The organism is Collinsella sp. AF14-35, assembly GCF_003464565.1.
Lineage (GTDB): Bacteria > Actinomycetota > Coriobacteriia > Coriobacteriales > Coriobacteriaceae > Collinsella.
The window spans coordinates 31,449-47,529 of sequence record NZ_QRZD01000013.1; the positions used below are offsets into that span (position 1 = coordinate 31,449).

Annotated in this window: 14 protein-coding genes; 10 read left to right on the plus strand and 4 right to left on the minus strand. The window is 60.4% G+C overall.

All coding sequences use genetic code 11. From position 1 onward, the window contains the following. Positions 1 to 58 precede the first annotated feature (58 nt). Entirely contained in the window at positions 59 to 1,906 is a 1,848-nt protein-coding gene (glmS, locus tag DWW12_RS05635) for a glutamine--fructose-6-phosphate transaminase (isomerizing) (protein ID WP_117582939.1), read from the plus strand. A gap of 287 nt (positions 1,907 to 2,193) precedes the next feature. On the opposite strand, the gene DWW12_RS05640 is transcribed toward glmS, so the two are convergent. Further along, the gene (locus DWW12_RS05640; protein ID WP_233540229.1) at positions 2,194 to 2,895 is read right to left on the minus strand and encodes a GntR family transcriptional regulator; all 702 of its coding nucleotides are present in this window, start codon (positions 2,893 to 2,895) and stop codon (positions 2,194 to 2,196) included. Between the two features lie 193 nt (positions 2,896 to 3,088). Between DWW12_RS05640 and DWW12_RS05645 the strand changes: the two genes are divergently transcribed. The 3 genes from DWW12_RS05645 to DWW12_RS05655 all read left to right on the plus strand — a co-directional run bounded on the left by DWW12_RS05645 (position 3,089) and on the right by DWW12_RS05655 (position 6,274). Then, the gene (locus tag DWW12_RS05645; protein ID WP_117855414.1) at positions 3,089 to 4,123 is read left to right on the plus strand and encodes a YeiH family protein; all 1,035 of its coding nucleotides are present in this window, start codon (positions 3,089 to 3,091) and stop codon (positions 4,121 to 4,123) included. Between the two features lie 273 nt (positions 4,124 to 4,396). Beyond that, on the plus strand, positions 4,397 to 5,614 hold the full coding sequence (locus DWW12_RS05650; RefSeq protein WP_117855416.1) for a helix-turn-helix domain-containing protein: 1,218 nt from the start codon (positions 4,397 to 4,399) through the stop codon (positions 5,612 to 5,614). Between the two features lie 84 nt (positions 5,615 to 5,698). Next, positions 5,699 to 6,274 carry a hypothetical protein gene (locus DWW12_RS05655; protein WP_147330885.1) on the plus strand — a complete coding sequence of 192 codons (576 nt, stop codon included), beginning with the start codon at positions 5,699 to 5,701 and terminating at the stop codon, positions 6,272 to 6,274. 63 nt (positions 6,275 to 6,337) lie between these two features. On the opposite strand, the gene DWW12_RS05660 is transcribed toward DWW12_RS05655, so the two are convergent. Continuing rightward, on the minus strand, positions 6,338 to 6,859 hold the full coding sequence (locus tag DWW12_RS05660) for a nitroreductase family protein (protein ID WP_117638091.1): 522 nt from the start codon (positions 6,857 to 6,859) through the stop codon (positions 6,338 to 6,340). 294 nt (positions 6,860 to 7,153) lie between these two features. Here DWW12_RS05660 and DWW12_RS05665 point away from each other — a divergent pair, with 294 nt between their 5' ends. The 4 genes from DWW12_RS05665 to DWW12_RS05680 all read left to right on the plus strand — a co-directional run bounded on the left by DWW12_RS05665 (position 7,154) and on the right by DWW12_RS05680 (position 11,857). Beyond that, positions 7,154 to 7,444, plus strand: coding sequence for a hypothetical protein (locus tag DWW12_RS05665; RefSeq protein WP_055251737.1), 291 nt, complete (start codon positions 7,154 to 7,156; stop codon positions 7,442 to 7,444). Between the two features lie 180 nt (positions 7,445 to 7,624). Next, positions 7,625 to 8,125 carry a MarR family winged helix-turn-helix transcriptional regulator gene (locus tag DWW12_RS05670; RefSeq protein WP_117582944.1) on the plus strand — a complete coding sequence of 167 codons (501 nt, stop codon included), beginning with the start codon at positions 7,625 to 7,627 and terminating at the stop codon, positions 8,123 to 8,125. Beyond that, a complete protein-coding gene (locus DWW12_RS05675) occupies positions 8,125 to 9,849 on the plus strand; it encodes an ABC transporter ATP-binding protein (protein ID WP_117855417.1) in 1,725 nt (574 codons plus the stop codon). Before DWW12_RS05670 ends, DWW12_RS05675 begins: the two co-directional genes overlap by 1 nt. A gap of 1 nt (position 9,850) precedes the next feature. After that, the gene (locus DWW12_RS05680) at positions 9,851 to 11,857 is read left to right on the plus strand and encodes an ABC transporter ATP-binding protein (protein WP_199570711.1); all 2,007 of its coding nucleotides are present in this window, start codon (positions 9,851 to 9,853) and stop codon (positions 11,855 to 11,857) included. 111 nt (positions 11,858 to 11,968) lie between these two features. On the opposite strand, the gene cysE is transcribed toward DWW12_RS05680, so the two are convergent. Next, positions 11,969 to 12,673, minus strand: coding sequence for a serine O-acetyltransferase (gene cysE / locus DWW12_RS05685; protein ID WP_117855419.1), 705 nt, complete (start codon positions 12,671 to 12,673; stop codon positions 11,969 to 11,971). A 224-nt stretch (positions 12,674 to 12,897) separates the two neighbouring features. On the opposite strand from cysE, the gene DWW12_RS05690 reads away from it, so the two are divergent. Together DWW12_RS05690 and DWW12_RS05695 are read left to right on the plus strand one after the other, a co-directional pair. Next, the gene (locus tag DWW12_RS05690; protein WP_117582947.1) at positions 12,898 to 13,545 is read left to right on the plus strand and encodes a DedA family protein; all 648 of its coding nucleotides are present in this window, start codon (positions 12,898 to 12,900) and stop codon (positions 13,543 to 13,545) included. A 288-nt stretch (positions 13,546 to 13,833) separates the two neighbouring features. Beyond that, positions 13,834 to 14,886, plus strand: a complete 1,053-nt coding sequence (locus DWW12_RS05695) for a branched-chain amino acid aminotransferase (protein ID WP_117855420.1) — start codon at positions 13,834 to 13,836, stop codon at positions 14,884 to 14,886. A gap of 560 nt (positions 14,887 to 15,446) precedes the next feature. Here the strand turns inward: DWW12_RS05695 and DWW12_RS05700 are convergent. Continuing rightward, entirely contained in the window at positions 15,447 to 15,998 is a 552-nt protein-coding gene (locus tag DWW12_RS05700) for a LemA family protein (protein ID WP_082421874.1), read from the minus strand. Positions 15,999 to 16,081 lie beyond the last annotated feature (83 nt).

The following is a 16,081-nucleotide window of genomic DNA, read 5'->3' on the forward strand; positions in this document are numbered from 1 at the left end:
TCTCAGCGCCCCCTGTGCGTGGACGTCTTGCAGTCACGCGAACGAAGGGATTTATCCTATGTGCGGAATTGTCGGCTACACCGGCTCTGATATTGCAAAGAACATCCTGGTCACGGGCCTCAAGCGTATGGAGTATCGCGGCTATGACTCCTCGGGCGTCGCGCTCGAGGTGGGTGAGGGCGCCGCGGCGCACCTCGACGTCATCCGCCGCGTGGGCAAGGTCGCGGGCCTGGAGAGCGAGCTTTCCAACATCGACAGCGACGCTACCTGCGGTATCGGCCACACCCGTTGGGCCACCCACGGCAAGCCCTCCGTCGTTAACGCCCATCCCCACACCAGCTGCGACGGTCGTATCGCCATCGTCCACAACGGCATCATCGAGAACTTCGCCGAGCTGCGCGAAGAGCTGGAGGGCCGCGGCCACCACTTTAAGAGCGAGACCGATACCGAGGTCTTCGCGCATCTGATCGAAGAGGCTTATGCCGAGACGCACGACCTGATGGCCTCCGTGCGCGAGGCTTGCACCCACGTGGTCGGTGCCTATGGTCTGGCCGCCGTGTGCGCTGACGAGCCCGGCGTGATCGCCGTGGCCCGCAAGGATTCCCCGATCGTAGTCGGCGTGGGCGAAACCGGCTCCTATGTTGCTTCCGATGTCATCGCGCTCATCGACGCCACCCGCGATGTCGTGGTGCTCGAGGACGGTCAGTTTGCCAAGCTCACGCCCGCGGGCGTCGAGTACACCGACGAGGCCGGCAACGTTATCGAGCCCAAGGTCACCCACATCGACTGGGACCTGGACATGGCAGAAAAGGGCGGTTATCCCGACTTTATGCTCAAGGAAATCCACGAGCAGCCGCGCGTCGTGCGCGATACGCTGGTGGGCCGTATGACCCCCGCCGGCGAGCTCGATATCGACGAGCTGGGCCTTTCGCTCGAGGAGCTCAACGATATCGACCGCGTCTACGTGATCGCTTGCGGCACTAGCTATCACGCTGGCCTCATCGCCAAGAACCTTATTGAGGGCTGGGCTCGCATCCCCACCGAGGTTGAGGCGGCCAGCGAGTTCCGCTATCGCAATCCCATCATCACGCCGACGACGCTTGTCGTGGCTGTGTCCCAGTCGGGCGAGACGGCCGACACCCTTGCCGCCATTCGCGACGCGCGCATCAAGGGCGCCAAGGTCTTCGGCATCACCAACGTGGTGGGCAGCCCGGTGGCGCGTGAGAGCGACGGCGTCATCTACACCAAGGCCAACAAGGAGATCGCGGTCGCCTCGACCAAGAGCTTTATCGGTCAGGTCGTGAGCCTTACGCTGCTGGCTCTGCTGCTGGCGCAGGTTAAGTACCGTCTGACCACCAAACAGGCGCGCATGCTGTTCCGCGAGCTTTCCGATACGGCCGAGCAGATCCAGTGGATTTTGGATACCCAGACCGAGGCCGTTCATGAGGCCGCCCTGCTGTGCAAGGACGCGCAGTCGGCGCTGTTCGTGGGCCGCGGCATGGGTGCCGCTATTTCCTACGAGGGCGCGCTCAAGCTCAAGGAGGTCAGCTACCTGCATGCCGAGGCCTACGCCGCCGGCGAGATGAAGCACGGCCCCATTGCCCTGATCGACCCGGGCTTCCCTGTCATCGCTGTGGCCACCAAGAGTGCCACCTACGACAAGACCGTGTCGAACCTCATGGAGTGCAAGGCGCGCGGCGCCAAGGTTATCGTCGTTGCCACCGAGGGTGACGAGGAAATCAACAAGATTGCCGACTGCATCATTCGTGTGCCGGCCGTCCGCGACGTGTTCAGCCCCATCACGGCGAGCGTTCCCCTGCAGCTGCTCGCCCGCGAGGTCGCCATCCTGCGCGGCTGCGACGTTGACCAACCTCGAAACCTCGCTAAGAGCGTGACCGTCGAGTAATTGTTGTTCCGGCGTTTTACCAAACGCCGGAACTGCTCGACGCTGCGCGAGCCGCATTCACGCCAATCTGACGTTCAATTTCGAGGGCGCGACCAGAAGGTCAGCGCCCTCTCATTTCACGTCACCTTGGCGCAAATGCGGCTCGCTCGCTGTTGGTGACTGACATCAGGTGCTCCGTTGTCGAAACGCGCTAACAAGAAGGGCCCGGCTCCGTTGCAGCGGAGCCGGGCCTTGTTGCATTTGCCCAGATAAAACCTGCCAAAATAAACCTGTCCCTTTTTGGCAGGTTAGCGGAGCTTGCTGGTCTCGAAGTACTCGGGGAACTGGTCCAGAACCTCGGTTTGGTTGCGGAACATCATGTGCAGGTGCTTGCTGACCAAAAAGCTCGCTTCGATGGGGTCGCGACCGGCGATAGCGCGGCGAATCTGCTTGTGCTCGTTCACGATGTCCTGATTGTCGAGAACCTGCGTGGCGGCGCGCAGCCAGCGGAAGCGCTCCAGGTCGGCATTGGTCTCTTCGAGCCACGACCACACGGTGCTGCGACATGCGATGCTAAAAATCATGTGATGCATGAGGTTGTCGCTCAAAAAGAAGCCGATGCGATCCTCTTCGGCCATGGCCTTTTCCTGCAGCACGATGGCGCGGTCGAGCTGCTCGATGCCGGTCGACGTGGCGCGCGCACAGCACTCCACAATCACCTGCTTTTCCAGATGCTCGCGGATGTAACAGGCACTCTCGGCAAGGGTGAGGTTGATGGGTGAGACGTAGGTGCCGCTCTGGGGCACGGTGCGCACCAGGCCTTCCTGCGCCAAGCGAACCAAAGCCTCGCGCACGGGCGTGCGACCCATATCCAGGTCGTCGCAAAGTTGCTTGACGCCCAGCTTTTCGCCCGGCTTGTAGTCCAGGTAGACGATTTTGCGTCGAATAGTGTGGTAGGACTGGTCCTGTAGGCTCGTTTCCTGCTCGCCGACGTGCATCGATTCTTCCATAGTGCCTCGCAACCGTTGTATCACACTGATATGTCAGCTGTTAATTATGCCGCGAATCAGCTCTCCGCGGTGGGTAATTCGACTGTTGCCCAAGAACTATTGCGGCATCTTGGTCTGTGTTTGCGCATGGATGTGCTCAACGTTGCCGTATCATAAGCCGTCGCAAACGTGAAATAGAAAGAAGGAATCCCATATGCAACTGGCGAATACCGTACGCGAGCGCTGGAAGGGCGTCTTATTCTGCCTGATCGTCGCCATTCCCGCGACGTTGCTCGGCAAACAAATTGAGGTGGTCGGCGGGCCGGTATTTGCCATCCTCTTTGGCATGGTCCTGGCGCTCGTCTTTCCCAAGAATCGTCGCGAACAGCTCGCCGCCGGCGTCACCTATACGTCCAAAAAAGTCTTGCAGTACGCGGTTATCCTGCTTGGCTTTGGCATGAACCTCTCCCAGATTCTGTCCAAGGGTGCCCAGTCGCTGCCGATTATCGTGGCGACGATCTCGACCTCGCTTGTCATTGCCTTTGTGCTCTGCCGCGTCATGAACGTGCCGGGTAAGATCGCGACGCTTGTGGGTGTGGGTTCGTCGATTTGCGGCGGTTCTGCCATCGCCGCGACCGCGCCCGTCATCGATGCCGACGATCGCGAGATTGCCCAGGCTATTTCGGTCATCTTCCTGTTTAACGTTATCGCGGCGCTCGTGTTTCCAACGCTCGGCGGTATGCTCGGACTGACCAACGAGGGCTTTGGCCTGTTTGCTGGCACCGCCATCAACGACACCTCGTCCGTAACGGCTGCGGCGAGCGCTTGGGACAGCATGCATCCCGGCGCTAACGTGCTCGAGAGCGCCACGGTGGTCAAGCTCACCAGGACACTGGCCATTATTCCCATCACGTTGGTCCTTGCGTGCTGGCAGATGCATCTGGCGCGCAAGGCCGGGGGCGACGCCAAAAGCACGTTCTCGCTTAAACGCGCGTTTCCCATGTTTGTGCTGTTCTTTGTGCTGGCAAGCGTGGTCACCACGGTGTTTCAGCTTCCCACGTCCATTACGGCGCCCATCAAGGAGCTTTCGAAGTTCTTTATCGTGATGGCCATGGCGGCTATTGGCTTTAATACCGATATCGTCGAGCTGGTCAAAAAGGGCGGCAAGCCCATCGCGCTGGGCTTTTGCTGCTGGATTGGCATTGCGTGCATGAGCTTGGGAATGCAGCACGTGCTGGGAATCTGGTAGAGAAGTAGCTTATTCGCGTGCTGGTTGCTGGTTGCTGGTGAGCGCAAGCCTGCGGTGGAGCGATAGGAGCTCTTGCGGGTATGGCTTGTCCGCAGGTTTATAAGTCCCGAAGAGCTCTTATCGCCCCGCCAGGATGGCGATGCGGGGCAACACCTATACTCGCAGGACGGCGCTTTCTGCCCTATAGTGTTTGGTGAGCAATATCGTTCAATTTTGAAACACTCGGTCGTGCGACCGTCGGCGGTTGCACGTCGCCGCGGACAGGGGCAAATCATGGATAGCGATGCCAAGCTGAACATCTTGACCGAGGCCCTGGCTGCTGCCGGGGCCTCGGCATTGGCAATCGATGCGCGTGGGGACGTCGCGATTTCGACCATGAATGACGCGGCGCTTGAGCGGGATGTGGCAGCTTTTGTTGCCGAACGCCTCGACCGTATAGGAGACGGCGCGCGTCTGGTTATGGGGCGTGCGGGTACGTGCCTGAGCCTGACCGTTCGCCCCGCCGACAAAGAGGGCGGGGGCCTTTGGGTCGTCGTGGTCCGCGAGGTGCGCGGCGCCGCGGCGCACGCGGGCATCGAGTGGCTCAACGCCGACGAAGTTGAGGCCCGCTACGAATCGAGCGCGTACGGCATCGTTGAGGGGCCTGCCTCGGTGGCTGCGCCGGTCGCCGAGAGCTACGCGCGCGGTGTGCCCCTTATGCTCGAGGGCGAGCTGGGAACGGGTCAGGTCGAGATTGCCATGCGTCTCTATCTGGACGGTCCTTTTGTCGATCAGCCCTTTGTTGCCGTTGCGCTCGATGAGCTAACGGATCGCGGCTGGCGCCATCTGCTCAAAAGCGCCGAATCGCCGTTGTTCCAAACGGGGCTGACACTTTGCATTGAGGGCTGGAACACGGTTGGCCCCCAGCGTCTCCGCGAGCTCGTTTCCACGATGGCCGACACCGCGTTGGCGACGCGCTGCCATGTGGTGCTGACGGCGAATGACATGCCGGGCGGCAGCGAAAGTGATCAAGCCGCCTTTGTGACCGAGCGCTTCGCCTGTGCGGTGAGCGTGGCGCCGGCAATCGTCGAGCAGGGAGCCACGTCGCAAAAGATTGCGCGCTATTTGGAATATCTCGCTGGTGCATTTGGGACGGCAGCGCCCACGCTGTCTGCCGCGGCGACGAAGGCGCTCGATGCTTACCGCTGGCCGCGCAATTATCTGCAGCTCCGCGAGGTCTCGGAACGACTGTATATATTGGTGGGGGCGGGCACGGTGGATCGCGCTGTGGCGGAGGAAGTGCTAGCCCAAGAGGACGTGATTAAGACCGCAACCTTTGGCGCCCCGACACTCGAAAGCGACCTGTATATCCTGCGACCGCTGGCCGATACCGAGCGAGATATCGCGCATCTGGTTGTAGATCATCTCCACGGCAACCGAACCCGTGCGGCGGAGGTGCTGGGCATAAGCCGAACAACGCTGTGGCGCTTACTGAAGGACGATGACCGTTGAGCGAGGCGCCCGTGACCGCGCGCGACGCGTGTGCTACAGTCCAAAGCGTTATTGTTTCGATTTGGTTACGGCGTGCGGGGGCGTATGGCTGAGACTACAAAACCGAGCCGCAGAAGGCGGAGCGCCGCGCCGGTTAACCGACGCACAACATCGGTGACGTGGGGCAAACACGCCTCGGGGTTTGACGGCTCGTTCAAGCGCACTAAATACGGCTATCCTTCGACAGGTGCCCGCTTGGCAATGCAGGCAGAGTCCTCGCTGTGGGACCGCAAACGCGTGGTGGGCTCAAAGCTCAAGCACGACGGCACGCTCGGCTACATCAGCCGCGGGGCGGCTCGTCGCAGCGGACTCAATCCGGCTGGTTGGCATCGTTATGTTCCGATCGCGGTCGTCGTTGCAGTGATCGTCATCGCACTCGCTGCGCTTGGCTACGCCGGCGACGGTGCCAACTTGGACGCGATGTTTAAATCGCCCGAGCTCGCGCATGCAGGCACAGAAATTGTCGAGGGCGCTCAGACCCAGACGGGCGTCGCGCCCCAGCGCGGTATCGTTGCGGCGGCCTCCACCATCGCCGATGCGCAAAAGGACGAGGGCGAACAGGGCGACGGCGCCGAAACGACCCACACGAACGAAACGACGACAACTCCATCGGCAAGATAAGTTGCGAGTGGGGTGGCTAAAATAGCCCCGTCCCAAATTAGCTACCCCTATGACGCTCCTGGGTTACCTTACGTAGACGACGTTGTCGCGGCGGGGTTTGGGCTCGGGTAGCGTGTCCTCGGCATAGCCCAGAATGCAGTGACCGACACCGCGCAGGCTGCCGTCGGCGGGCAGGCTCCAGCTGGCCAGCAGCTCCAGGCCCTCGGGTGAGTCAAAGACCTCATGCGCGCGGTGAATCCAGCATGAATCGACACCCAGTGCATAGGCGGCGTTGAGCAAGTTGCCCATGGCGAGCGAGCCGTCTTCCAGATGCGTGGGCACGTTGCGGTCGACCAGTACCACCACAACCGTTTTGGCTCCGTAGAAGGGGTCGCCGTTGCTACCCATGACTTGGGCGTTAAGCTGCGAGAGACGCTCGACGGTCGCGGGATCGGTGACGGCGACAAACGTCACCGGCTGGCGGCCCATGCCGCTCGGTGCATATTGGCCGGCTTCGATAATACGTGCAAGCTTTTCGGCCTCGACGGGACGATCGCTGTATTTGCGGCAGCTGCGGCGGTGAATGAGCGCTTCGATAGTCTCCATGGTGCCTCCTTGTAGTGGCGTTGCAGATGCCCCGTTCATACCCGTCGGGCTCAAACGATAGACGGTCAATTGCCCGGCCAAAAGGATAGATTCCAATTGGGAAAGTAGGTTTGCATAAAAGTACCTTCAGAATGTGACAAACAAATGGGATGGTTAAACGTTTTATCCCGTCTACCCTGCGGTTTTTTACCACTTGCCTAAATGACGAACGCATAACCTCTGATAAAGGTTTTACTAAAGGAGTACCAACGTTTATCAATGCGCCGTGGTGGCGCCGGGCCAGGAGGTAACATCATGTTCCAGGCTGGAGATGTCGTCGAGACCGACTTCGAAGGATTTCTGAAGCTGCTGCGTTCCAAGACGCGCGCTTTTGTGACGATTGACGATCACGAGTACTACATCACGCACACCGATGGCTATTGGCGTGTTCAGGATTGCGAGGCCCTCAACGACAAGGGCCACTTTACTGACTGCTCCGAGCTGGTCAACACGGTCTGCGAGGTCGTCGAGCTGCCGTGGATTGCCGGCAAGAGCCTGCATGACAGCTTCTCGGGCGCTACGGTCTATGAGGCCGTCGCCGCTTAACGGGCAATAAAACCCGATTTTCACGTGACCGCTGGCGCTGCCCCCGCGCCGGCGGTCTTTTTCTGCCGATAGGCCATAAAAGTGCAAGCATTTGCGGAGAGCCTGTTGACGATAGTCAAAACTCGGACTAATATAGAGATATAAATTGGTCAAAAATCGGACAATCGAATGGTGGGATAGATGAATAGTGCGGTTACGCTGGTCGATTTCGACCGGTTGCTCAATGGACTCGACCATATTTATTCGGAGTTCTCGCGCGCCTGCGGTCTTTCGGACTGCGCTTACTGGATGCTCGTCGATACCAGCACGGCGGGCGGCAGCGTCGCCGTAAGCCGTCTGACAAGCGAATGGTTCTACAGCAAACAGACCATCAACTCGGCAATTAAAACCTTGAAGGCGCGGGGTTTCGCCACGCTGGAGTTTGCCGAAGGCAGTCGCAAGAACAAGGTTGTGTGCCTGACCAAAGAGGGTAGGCAATTTGCTGAGCGCTATGCGTTGCCGGCACTTAAGGCCGAACAGCGAGCATTTTGCGCGCTTGAGCCGTGTGAGCAACGCGAGATTATGCGCTTGATCGGCAAATTCTCCCAGGTGCTCGATGAGGAGTGCGAGACATTTAAGCAGCAGGTGGCAGCTGCAAGCCAGACGCAGGATCAATGTGAGGGGGAGTCGTGCGACTGTTAATGAGGTTTCTGAAGCCCTATCGAGGGCTTGTCGCAGTGACGCTGCTGGTGCTGCTGGTTGATAACGTCGGCACGCTGTTGGTTCCCACGATGCTGGCGAACATGGTCAACACCGGTATCACCACGGGTGATGTCGACTACATTTTGCGCAATGGCCTCTACATGCTTATCGCGACCGGCATGGCCAGCGGTGGCGCGGTGCTGGGCTGCTATCTTTCGGCGCGCTTGGCCGCCAACGTGGCCTGCGATATCCGCAATGCCGTGTACGACAAGTCGCTCGAGCTCGCGGCCAGCGACTTTGAGCGCTTTGGCACCGGATCGATGATCACGCGCTCGCTCAATGACATCAACGTGATTCAGCAGGCGATTCTGCAGACCATTCAGCTGGTGCTGCCCGTGCCGTTTTTGGCTGTGGCGGGCATCATCTTCGCCTGGTTTATCGATCCTGCCATGGGCACGCTTCTGGGCGTCGTGGTTGCGATTGTGCTGGTGGCGGCGGTCTTTACGGTTGCCAACGCGGCTCCGATCTTTATGCGCTTGCAGAGCTTTATCGACCGCATGAACGTGGTGCTGCGCGAAAACATCGTGGGCGTGCGCGTCATCCGTGCGTTTAACAAGGAGCGTCACGAGGAGCGGCGCCTGGACGAGGTGTTCATCGACTACGCCGCCAACGCCATCAAAGTCAACCACCTGTTTGTGGGCCTCGACAGCTCAAGCTTCTTTTTGATGAACATCGCCGAGGTAGCGGTGCTGTGGGTTGGCGGCAACCGCGTGGGCGCCCACGCCATGCAGATCGCGAGCATCTCGGCGGTGCTGGAATATGCGCTCCTGATCCTGTTCTTCGTGATGATGGCGCAGATGGTAGTGCTGACGCTGCCGCGCGCCGCGGCGTGCCTGAACCGTGCGCAGCAGGTGTTGGAGATTGAGCCGAGCATCGTGGACGGCGAGCGTACGCTGGGTGACGGGGCGCCTGCCTCCGGGGGCGATGCGGATGCGGTCGCTGAGTTCGATCACATGTCGTTTCGCTTTGACGATGCCGACGAGGACACCCTGTGCGACCTGAGCTTTGCCTGTCGTCGCGGTCAGACGACCGCGATTGTGGGCTCGACGGGCTCGGGCAAGTCGACGGTGGCAAAGCTTCTGCTGCGTTTTCACGATGCCACCAAGGGTGCCATTCGCCTGGACGGCGTCGACCTGCGCGAGCTTTCGCAAGACGAGATTCGCGGGCGCATTGCCTACGTCCCGCAGAAGGCATGGCTGTTCTCGGGCACCGTGGCAAGCAATTTGCGCTTTGGCAACGAAGACGCGACCGAGGCCGATATGCTCCACGCGCTCCAGGTTGCCCAGAGCACCTTTGTGCTCGATCAGCCGCAGGGGCTCGATACCCCGGTGGCGCAGGGTGGCACGAACTTTTCGGGCGGTCAGCGCCAGCGCCTGGCCATTGCCCGCGCGCTCATGAAGCATGCCGATCTGTATATCTTCGATGACAGTTTTTCGGCCTTGGACTTTAAGACCGATGCAGCGCTGCGCCATGCGCTGCAGGAGGAGACGCGCGACGCTGCGGTGCTCATCATCGCGCAGCGCATCTCGACGATCTTGCATGCCGACCAGATTGTCGTGCTCAAGGATGGCGAGGTCGTGGGCCTGGGCACGCATGGCGAGCTTATGGAAACCTGCGAGGTGTACCGCGCCATCGCGGAATCGCAGATGAAGGGAGGTGAGTAGCATGACCGAGGAGCTCGAGAAGCAGGGCGGCGTTGATGACGCCGTTGCCGCGGGGCTGGTCGAGGAAACGGCTGTCACGTCGACCGAGCTGGATGACGCCGCCAAGGCTGCAGTCGAGCGCGAGGCTCGCCGCCAAGCGCTCTACGAGGAAAACGAGCGTGCCGAGGACGAGCGTGCCCGCGCCGAGGCAGAGCGTATGCGCGACGTGGACGACGAAGAAGAGGGCGAGACGCCCCGGGATACCTGGGCGACGGTGCGCCGCCTGTGGAGCGAGGCCGTCGGCGACCATTGGCGCTTCTACATCGTGTTTGCGAGCATTGTGTTCTATGTTATCTTTAACACCGCTGCACCGGCATATAGCGCCCGCGTGATCGATGAGCTGTGGGGCCACATTCAGGTGGCGTTTGCCAACGGAACCACCTTCAACATCACCTGGGAGAACTGCGGCAAGACCATCTTCGTCTACTTTATGATCTGGACTGCCGCTGCCTCGTTCTATGCGCTCCAGAGCTTTTTGATGTCGAGCGTGGCCGAACGCCTCAACCTGCGTCTACGCAACCGCATCGCACAAAAGCTCAACCGTCTGCCGCTTGCCTTCTTTGACGCGCATCGTCCCGGTGAGGTCGTCAGCCGTGCGACCAACGACTTGGACAAGATGTCCGAGAGCATGCAGCGCGGATTGCTGCAGCTGCTTGTGTCGATCGGCACCGTGGTGGGCGCCGTGGGCGTGATGTTCGTGTTTAGCGTGCCGCTTACGCTAGTCTTTTTGTTCTTTACGGCGTTGTCGCTGCTGGTGACCAAGGTGGTTTCGCGCCGTACGCATGATGTGACGGGCGAGCGTCAGGAGTGGGTGTCCAAAATCACGAGCGCGGTCGAGGAAGGCTATTCGGGCCGTTTGGTGATTCGCGCATTCAACCGCGAGCACCAGAGCTCTGCCGAGGTGCACGAGGCCTCGGGCGAGCTGGCGCGCGTGAGCACCAAGGCCGACTTTATGATTAACGCCGTCGGACCCGCGGTTCGCTTTATCGGTCGCCTGGCGCAGATTGTGATTGCGCTCGTGGGCTGCAGCATGCTGGTCGCCGGTCACATGACCGTCGGCGTGTTCCAGGCGTTCTTCCAGTTTATCTACGAGGCGTCCGAACCCATGACGCAGCTGTCGTTCACTTTTAACTCGCTGCAGAGCGCGCTGGCGAGTGCGGAGCGCGTGTTCGACCTGCTTGATGAGCCCGAGATGGAGGCCGATCCGCTGCCGGACGAGGCCGCCAAGCTGCCGGGTCGCATTGAGGGCCGCGTCGCTTTTGAGCACGTGCGCTTTGGCTATGCGCCCGACAAGCCGCTCATGCGCGACGTGTCGTTTACCGCCGAGCCGGGCCAGAAGATTGCCGTGGTGGGAACCACGGGCGCAGGCAAGACGACGCTCATCAACCTGCTCATGCGCTTCTACGAGATTGACGGCGGGCGTATTACGCTCGACGGCGTGGATACGAGCCGCATGGCTCGCGGCGAGCTGCGCCAGCAGTTTGGCATGGTGTTGCAGGACGCCTGGCTGTTCGATGGCACCATTGCCGAGAACATCGCCTATGGCTGTCCCGAGGCGACGCGCGAGGAGATTGTCGCGGCCGCACGTGCCGCTCAGGTCGACTTCTTTGTGCGCACTATGCCGCAGGGCTACGACACACGGGTGGCTAACGATGCCGAGAGCATCAGCCAGGGCCAACGTCAGCTGCTGACCATCGCGCGCGTGCTGCTCAACAACCCGGCGATCCTCATCCTGGACGAGGCGACGTCGAGCGTGGACACGCGCACCGAGCTTGCCATCGGCCGCGCCATGGACGCGCTCATGCGCGGGCGCACGAGCTTTGTGATCGCGCACCGTCTGTCGACGATTGTTGATGCCGACCTCATCCTGGTCATGGATCACGGCAATATCATCGAGCAGGGTACGCACAAGGAGCTGCTGGCTGCCGAGTGCGCTTACGCCGACCTCTACCTGAGCCAGTTCGCATAACGCGACAAAGGGGCAGTCCCGCATGTCACATCGAAAAGAAGGCGCGCCGGGGGCGGATTCCCTGGCGCGCCTTTTGTGCTGGCGTTCATGCTGTGGCGGTTGCCCGCGGCCCTAGCGCTCGTCCACGAGCTTGGTGACGAGGGCCTTGAGCTCGGCCACCTCTCGCTCGAGTTCCTTGACGCGGCGGGCATTCTCGGTGATGCCCTGGCGGTTGAGGGCACTCTGCTCGGCGGCATCGTCGGGCATGTATTCGCGGTGCTGCTTGGCGTCGAAGCTTTCCTCGAATACGCGGCAGCCGTTGCGCTTGATGACGCGGCCCGGCACGCCCACGACGGTGCAGTTGTCGGGTACGTCCTTGACGACGACCGAGTTGCCGCCGATTTTGACGTTGTTGCCAATGCGAATGTTGCCGAGCACCTTGGCGCCTGTGCCCACGGTGACGTTGTTGCCCAGGGTGGGGTGGCGCTTGCCGGTCTCGTTGCCGGTGCCGCCAAGTGTGACGCCCTGATAGAGCACGCAGTTGTCGCCCACAATGGCGGTTTCGCCGATGACAACGCCCATGGCGTGGTCGATAAAGAAATGCTTGCCGATCTGTGCGGCAGGATGAATCTCGACGCCAGTGATATGGCGGGTGATTTGCGAGAGCACGCGGGCGAGCGAGCGATGTCCATGTTCCCACAGCCAGTGCTCGGGCACGTGGTTCCACTTGGCGTGCAGGCCGGGGTAAGAAAGGAAGATGACTAGGCCGTTTTGCGCGGCGGGGTCCTGTGCCTGGACGGTCTTGATGTCCTCGCGAATGGTATTGATAAAGCTCACCGGCCGCCCTCCCTTAGCGCCGCGACAATGCAATTCAATAAAGTATAGCGATTCGCTAGGGATTAGGAAGAGCAATCTTGCTCGGCTTTGCGCGACAGGTGTCAATTATGCAAACTTGCTGGTAATGAAGTCACGCTTTTGTAAGGTCGTGTGCGTTGCCGCGTCACAACCGTATACTGGTCAACTTGGACGTGTCCGCGCCCACAACTGAGAGGTTTTACTTCATGGGTTTCATCAATTTTATCGCCGAGCTGCTTAAGGATCCGCGCACCGCGATCGCCAGCTGGATCGCCGCCGGCCCGCTTATGGCCTACGGCTGCGTGTTCCTGATCATCTTTATCGAGACGGGCGTGGTGTTCTTCCCGTTCCTTCCCGGCGACTCGCTGCTGTTTGCCTCGGGTTTCTTTGCCCACAACGGCGGCTTTAACATCGTGGCTCTGCTGGCCGTCGCATGGACGGCTGCCATCTTGGGCGATCAGTGCAACTTTATGATCGGTCATTTCTTTGGCCAAAAGATCATCGCCTCGGGCAAGGTGAAGGCCATGACGCCCGAGCGAATCAAAAAGTCCGAGGACTTCCTGGACAAGTGGGGCCACCTGGCCATCTTCCTGGGTCGCTTCTTCCCGTTTATCCGCACCTTTGTGCCCTTCATCGCCGGCATGGGCGGCATGCATTGGCGCAACTTTGTCATCTTTAACGTGTTGGGCGGCATTACCTGGTCGACGGTCTTCACTCTGCTGGGCTACTTCTTTGGCGGCATCCCCTTTGTGCAGGAGCACTTTGAGCTGCTGATTATCGGCATCGTCGCCGTGTCGATCATCCCGACCGTGGTCGGTCTGGTTAAGGCTAAGCTGGGCAAAAAGAACGCGTAGCTCGAGCCAGCGCGCAAACCGTGCCGTTGAGGCCCGTCACCCTTTACGGTGGCGGGCCTTTCTGCTTCGGTCAAATGAAAATACTTTACTTAGTTAAAGAAAAGCGTTTTATCAGACGCGTACGGGGAGTACAATCTCGTGCATGCGAATCGACGTGCCATCGGCTTTGATGCCGTTCGCGTGTCCCGTCCGGCTCTACGCTCCGGGCGTGCGACGTTGCGACGCGGTCGGCTTCGGTCTTTGCGTGCGGGTTCGCGAGTATGCAACTGTGTATGTAAGGAGCGACATATGACTGTCGAGAAGAAGGATATCGATTGGGGTAGCCTCGGCTTTGGCTACATGAAAACCGATTACAGCTACGAGGCTCATTGGAAGGATGGCGAGTGGGACGAGGGCGGCCTGACCACCGACCACACCCTGCATGTCTCCGAGTGCGGTGGCATCTTCCATTACTGCCAGGAGGTCTTTGAGGGCCTGAAGGCCTACACCGCCGAGGACGGCAGCATCGTCTGCTTCCGTCCCGACATGAACGCTGAGCGCATGTACAACTCTGCGCAGCGCCTCGAGATGCCCCCGTTCCCCAAGGACAAGTTCGTTGAGGCCGTCAAGCAGGTCGTTTCTGCCAACGCCGCCTGGGTTCCGCCCTTCGGTTCCGGCGCGACCCTGTACGTGCGTCCGTTTATGATCGGCTCCGGTGACGTGATCGGCGTGGCTCCCGCTCCTGAGTACACGTTCCGCATTCTCGTGACCCCGGTCGGTCCGTACTTTAAGGGTGGCCTCAAGCCCGTCAAGCTGCGCGTTTCCGAGTACGACCGCGCCGCACCGCACGGCACCGGCAACATCAAGGCCGGCCTGAACTACGCCATGTCCCTCAAGCCCACGATGGAGGCTCACCGCGAGGGCTATGCCGAGAACCTGTATCTCGACTCCGAGTCCCGCACCTATGTCGAGGAGACCGGCGGCGCCAACGTGCTGTTCGTGAAGGAGGACGGCACCCTCGTCGTTCCGCAGTCGCACACCGACTCCATCCTGCCCTCTATCACCCGCCGTTCGCTCGTTCAGGTTGCTCAGGACCTGGGCATGGCCGTTGACCAGCGTCCCGTCGAGTGGGCCGAGGTCAAGGCCGGTACCTTTGTCGAGTGCGGCCTGTGCGGCACCGCTGCCGTCATCTCCCCGGTCGGCGAGATCGACAACAAGGTTTACGGTGCCGACGAGACCGTGACCTTCCCGGCTGGCTACACCGAGATCGGCCCCGTGATGAAGAAGCTCCGCGAGACCCTGACTGGTATCCAGTCTGGTGCTGTTGAAGATAAGCACAACTGGGTCTATACCGTCGCGTAAGCTGCCATAGCTGTTCGGCCCGAGGGCAACCTTCCTTTCCGGCGCGTCCTCGGACATGAAAGAACCTCCGCTGCGCACTTCGTGCGGCGGAGGTTCTTTCGTCCTGCGGAGTGCGCCGGAAAGGAAGGTTGCCCTCGGGCCTGCGTTACCTCGGCGCTGCCGTTACGGGCAATATAGATCTGAATTAAAGATGGCGCATGGCCTTTTAGGCCGCGCTTTTGTTTTGGTTCGCGCCATGTGGGGGTGGTGGCGACGTGCATTTTTGCGAGTATTCTGCAATCGAAGGCCCCTGTATACCGTCGTTCGGGCAAAACCCGTGCTCGTCGATGCTTTTCGCGAATAATAGGCGGGGTTATGGGCTGCTGGGTCGCGAGCTGCAGAGGTATTCGCTATCTAACGCCTCTGCTGCGGCGCCCAAAACTCTTGGCTGTGCTGAATACTCCCAAAAATGTACGGCGCCTTGAGGGGGACCTTCGCGATAAGGGAAACCGCCCCGTCGAAGTATGCATTCGACGGGGCGGTTTATGCATTTGGCCGATTAAAGATGCGCTGTCAAACTACTAGAACTTGACGGTCGGGGCCTGGCGGGCTGCTTCGGCGGCCTCGAAGCCCTGGCGCTCCTTAAACTGGAAGATGCCGGCAAAGATGACAGCCGGGAACGTCTGGATGGCGTTGTTGTAGCTGAGCACGCAATCGTTGTAGCTCTGGCGTGCATAGCTAATCTTGTTCTCGGTATCCTCGAGCGATGCCTGCAGCTGCGTAAAGTTGGTGTTTGCCTTAAGATCGGGGTAGGCCTCGGCCACGGCGAAGAGCTGGCGTAGCGCACCGGTCAGCACGTTGTCGGCCTCCATCTTGGCCTCGGGCGTGGTGGCCTTGACGGCGGTGTTACGCGCGCTGATCACGGCGGAGAGCGTCTCTTGCTCGTGCTTGGCGTAGCCCTTGACGGTCTCGACCAGGTTGGGGATCAGGTCGTTGCGGCGCTGCAGCTGCGTATCGATGTTCTGCCAGGCGTTATCGATGCGGTTACGCTTGGTGACCATGTTGTTGTAGATGCCGGCGATGGCGCAGACAATCACAATGACAACAACGATGCCGATGATGACGGTAATCATGATGTCTCCGTTTCGAATGGCCGCGGCGGCATGCGCCAGCTGCCGTTGGTATAACGCTACTAGTATACCCGCAACGTTTTGCC

Excerpts from the sequence above, each read along its gene's own strand:
- DWW12_RS05670 (WP_117582944.1), top strand. The coding sequence starts at position 7,625 with ATGAATAGTGCGGTTACGCTGGTCGATTTCGACCGGTTGCTCAATGGA.
- DWW12_RS05655 (WP_147330885.1), top strand. The coding sequence starts at position 5,699 with ATGGCTGAGACTACAAAACCGAGCCGCAGAAGGCGGAGCGCCGCGCCG.
- DWW12_RS05680 (WP_199570711.1), top strand. The coding sequence starts at position 9,851 with ATGACCGAGGAGCTCGAGAAGCAGGGCGGCGTTGATGACGCCGTTGCC.
- DWW12_RS05695 (WP_117855420.1), top strand. The coding sequence starts at position 13,834 with ATGACTGTCGAGAAGAAGGATATCGATTGGGGTAGCCTCGGCTTTGGC.
- DWW12_RS05675 (WP_117855417.1), top strand. The coding sequence starts at position 8,125 with ATGAGGTTTCTGAAGCCCTATCGAGGGCTTGTCGCAGTGACGCTGCTG.
- DWW12_RS05650 (WP_117855416.1), top strand. The coding sequence starts at position 4,397 with ATGGATAGCGATGCCAAGCTGAACATCTTGACCGAGGCCCTGGCTGCT.
- glmS (WP_117582939.1), top strand. The coding sequence starts at position 59 with ATGTGCGGAATTGTCGGCTACACCGGCTCTGATATTGCAAAGAACATC.
- DWW12_RS05690 (WP_117582947.1), top strand. The coding sequence starts at position 12,898 with ATGGGTTTCATCAATTTTATCGCCGAGCTGCTTAAGGATCCGCGCACC.
- DWW12_RS05660 (WP_117638091.1), bottom strand. The coding sequence starts at position 6,859 with ATGGAGACTATCGAAGCGCTCATTCACCGCCGCAGCTGCCGCAAATAC.
- DWW12_RS05640 (WP_233540229.1), bottom strand. The coding sequence starts at position 2,895 with ATGGAAGAATCGATGCACGTCGGCGAGCAGGAAACGAGCCTACAGGAC.
- DWW12_RS05665 (WP_055251737.1), top strand. The coding sequence starts at position 7,154 with ATGTTCCAGGCTGGAGATGTCGTCGAGACCGACTTCGAAGGATTTCTG.
- DWW12_RS05700 (WP_082421874.1), bottom strand. The coding sequence starts at position 15,998 with ATGATTACCGTCATCATCGGCATCGTTGTTGTCATTGTGATTGTCTGC.
- DWW12_RS05645 (WP_117855414.1), top strand. The coding sequence starts at position 3,089 with ATGCAACTGGCGAATACCGTACGCGAGCGCTGGAAGGGCGTCTTATTC.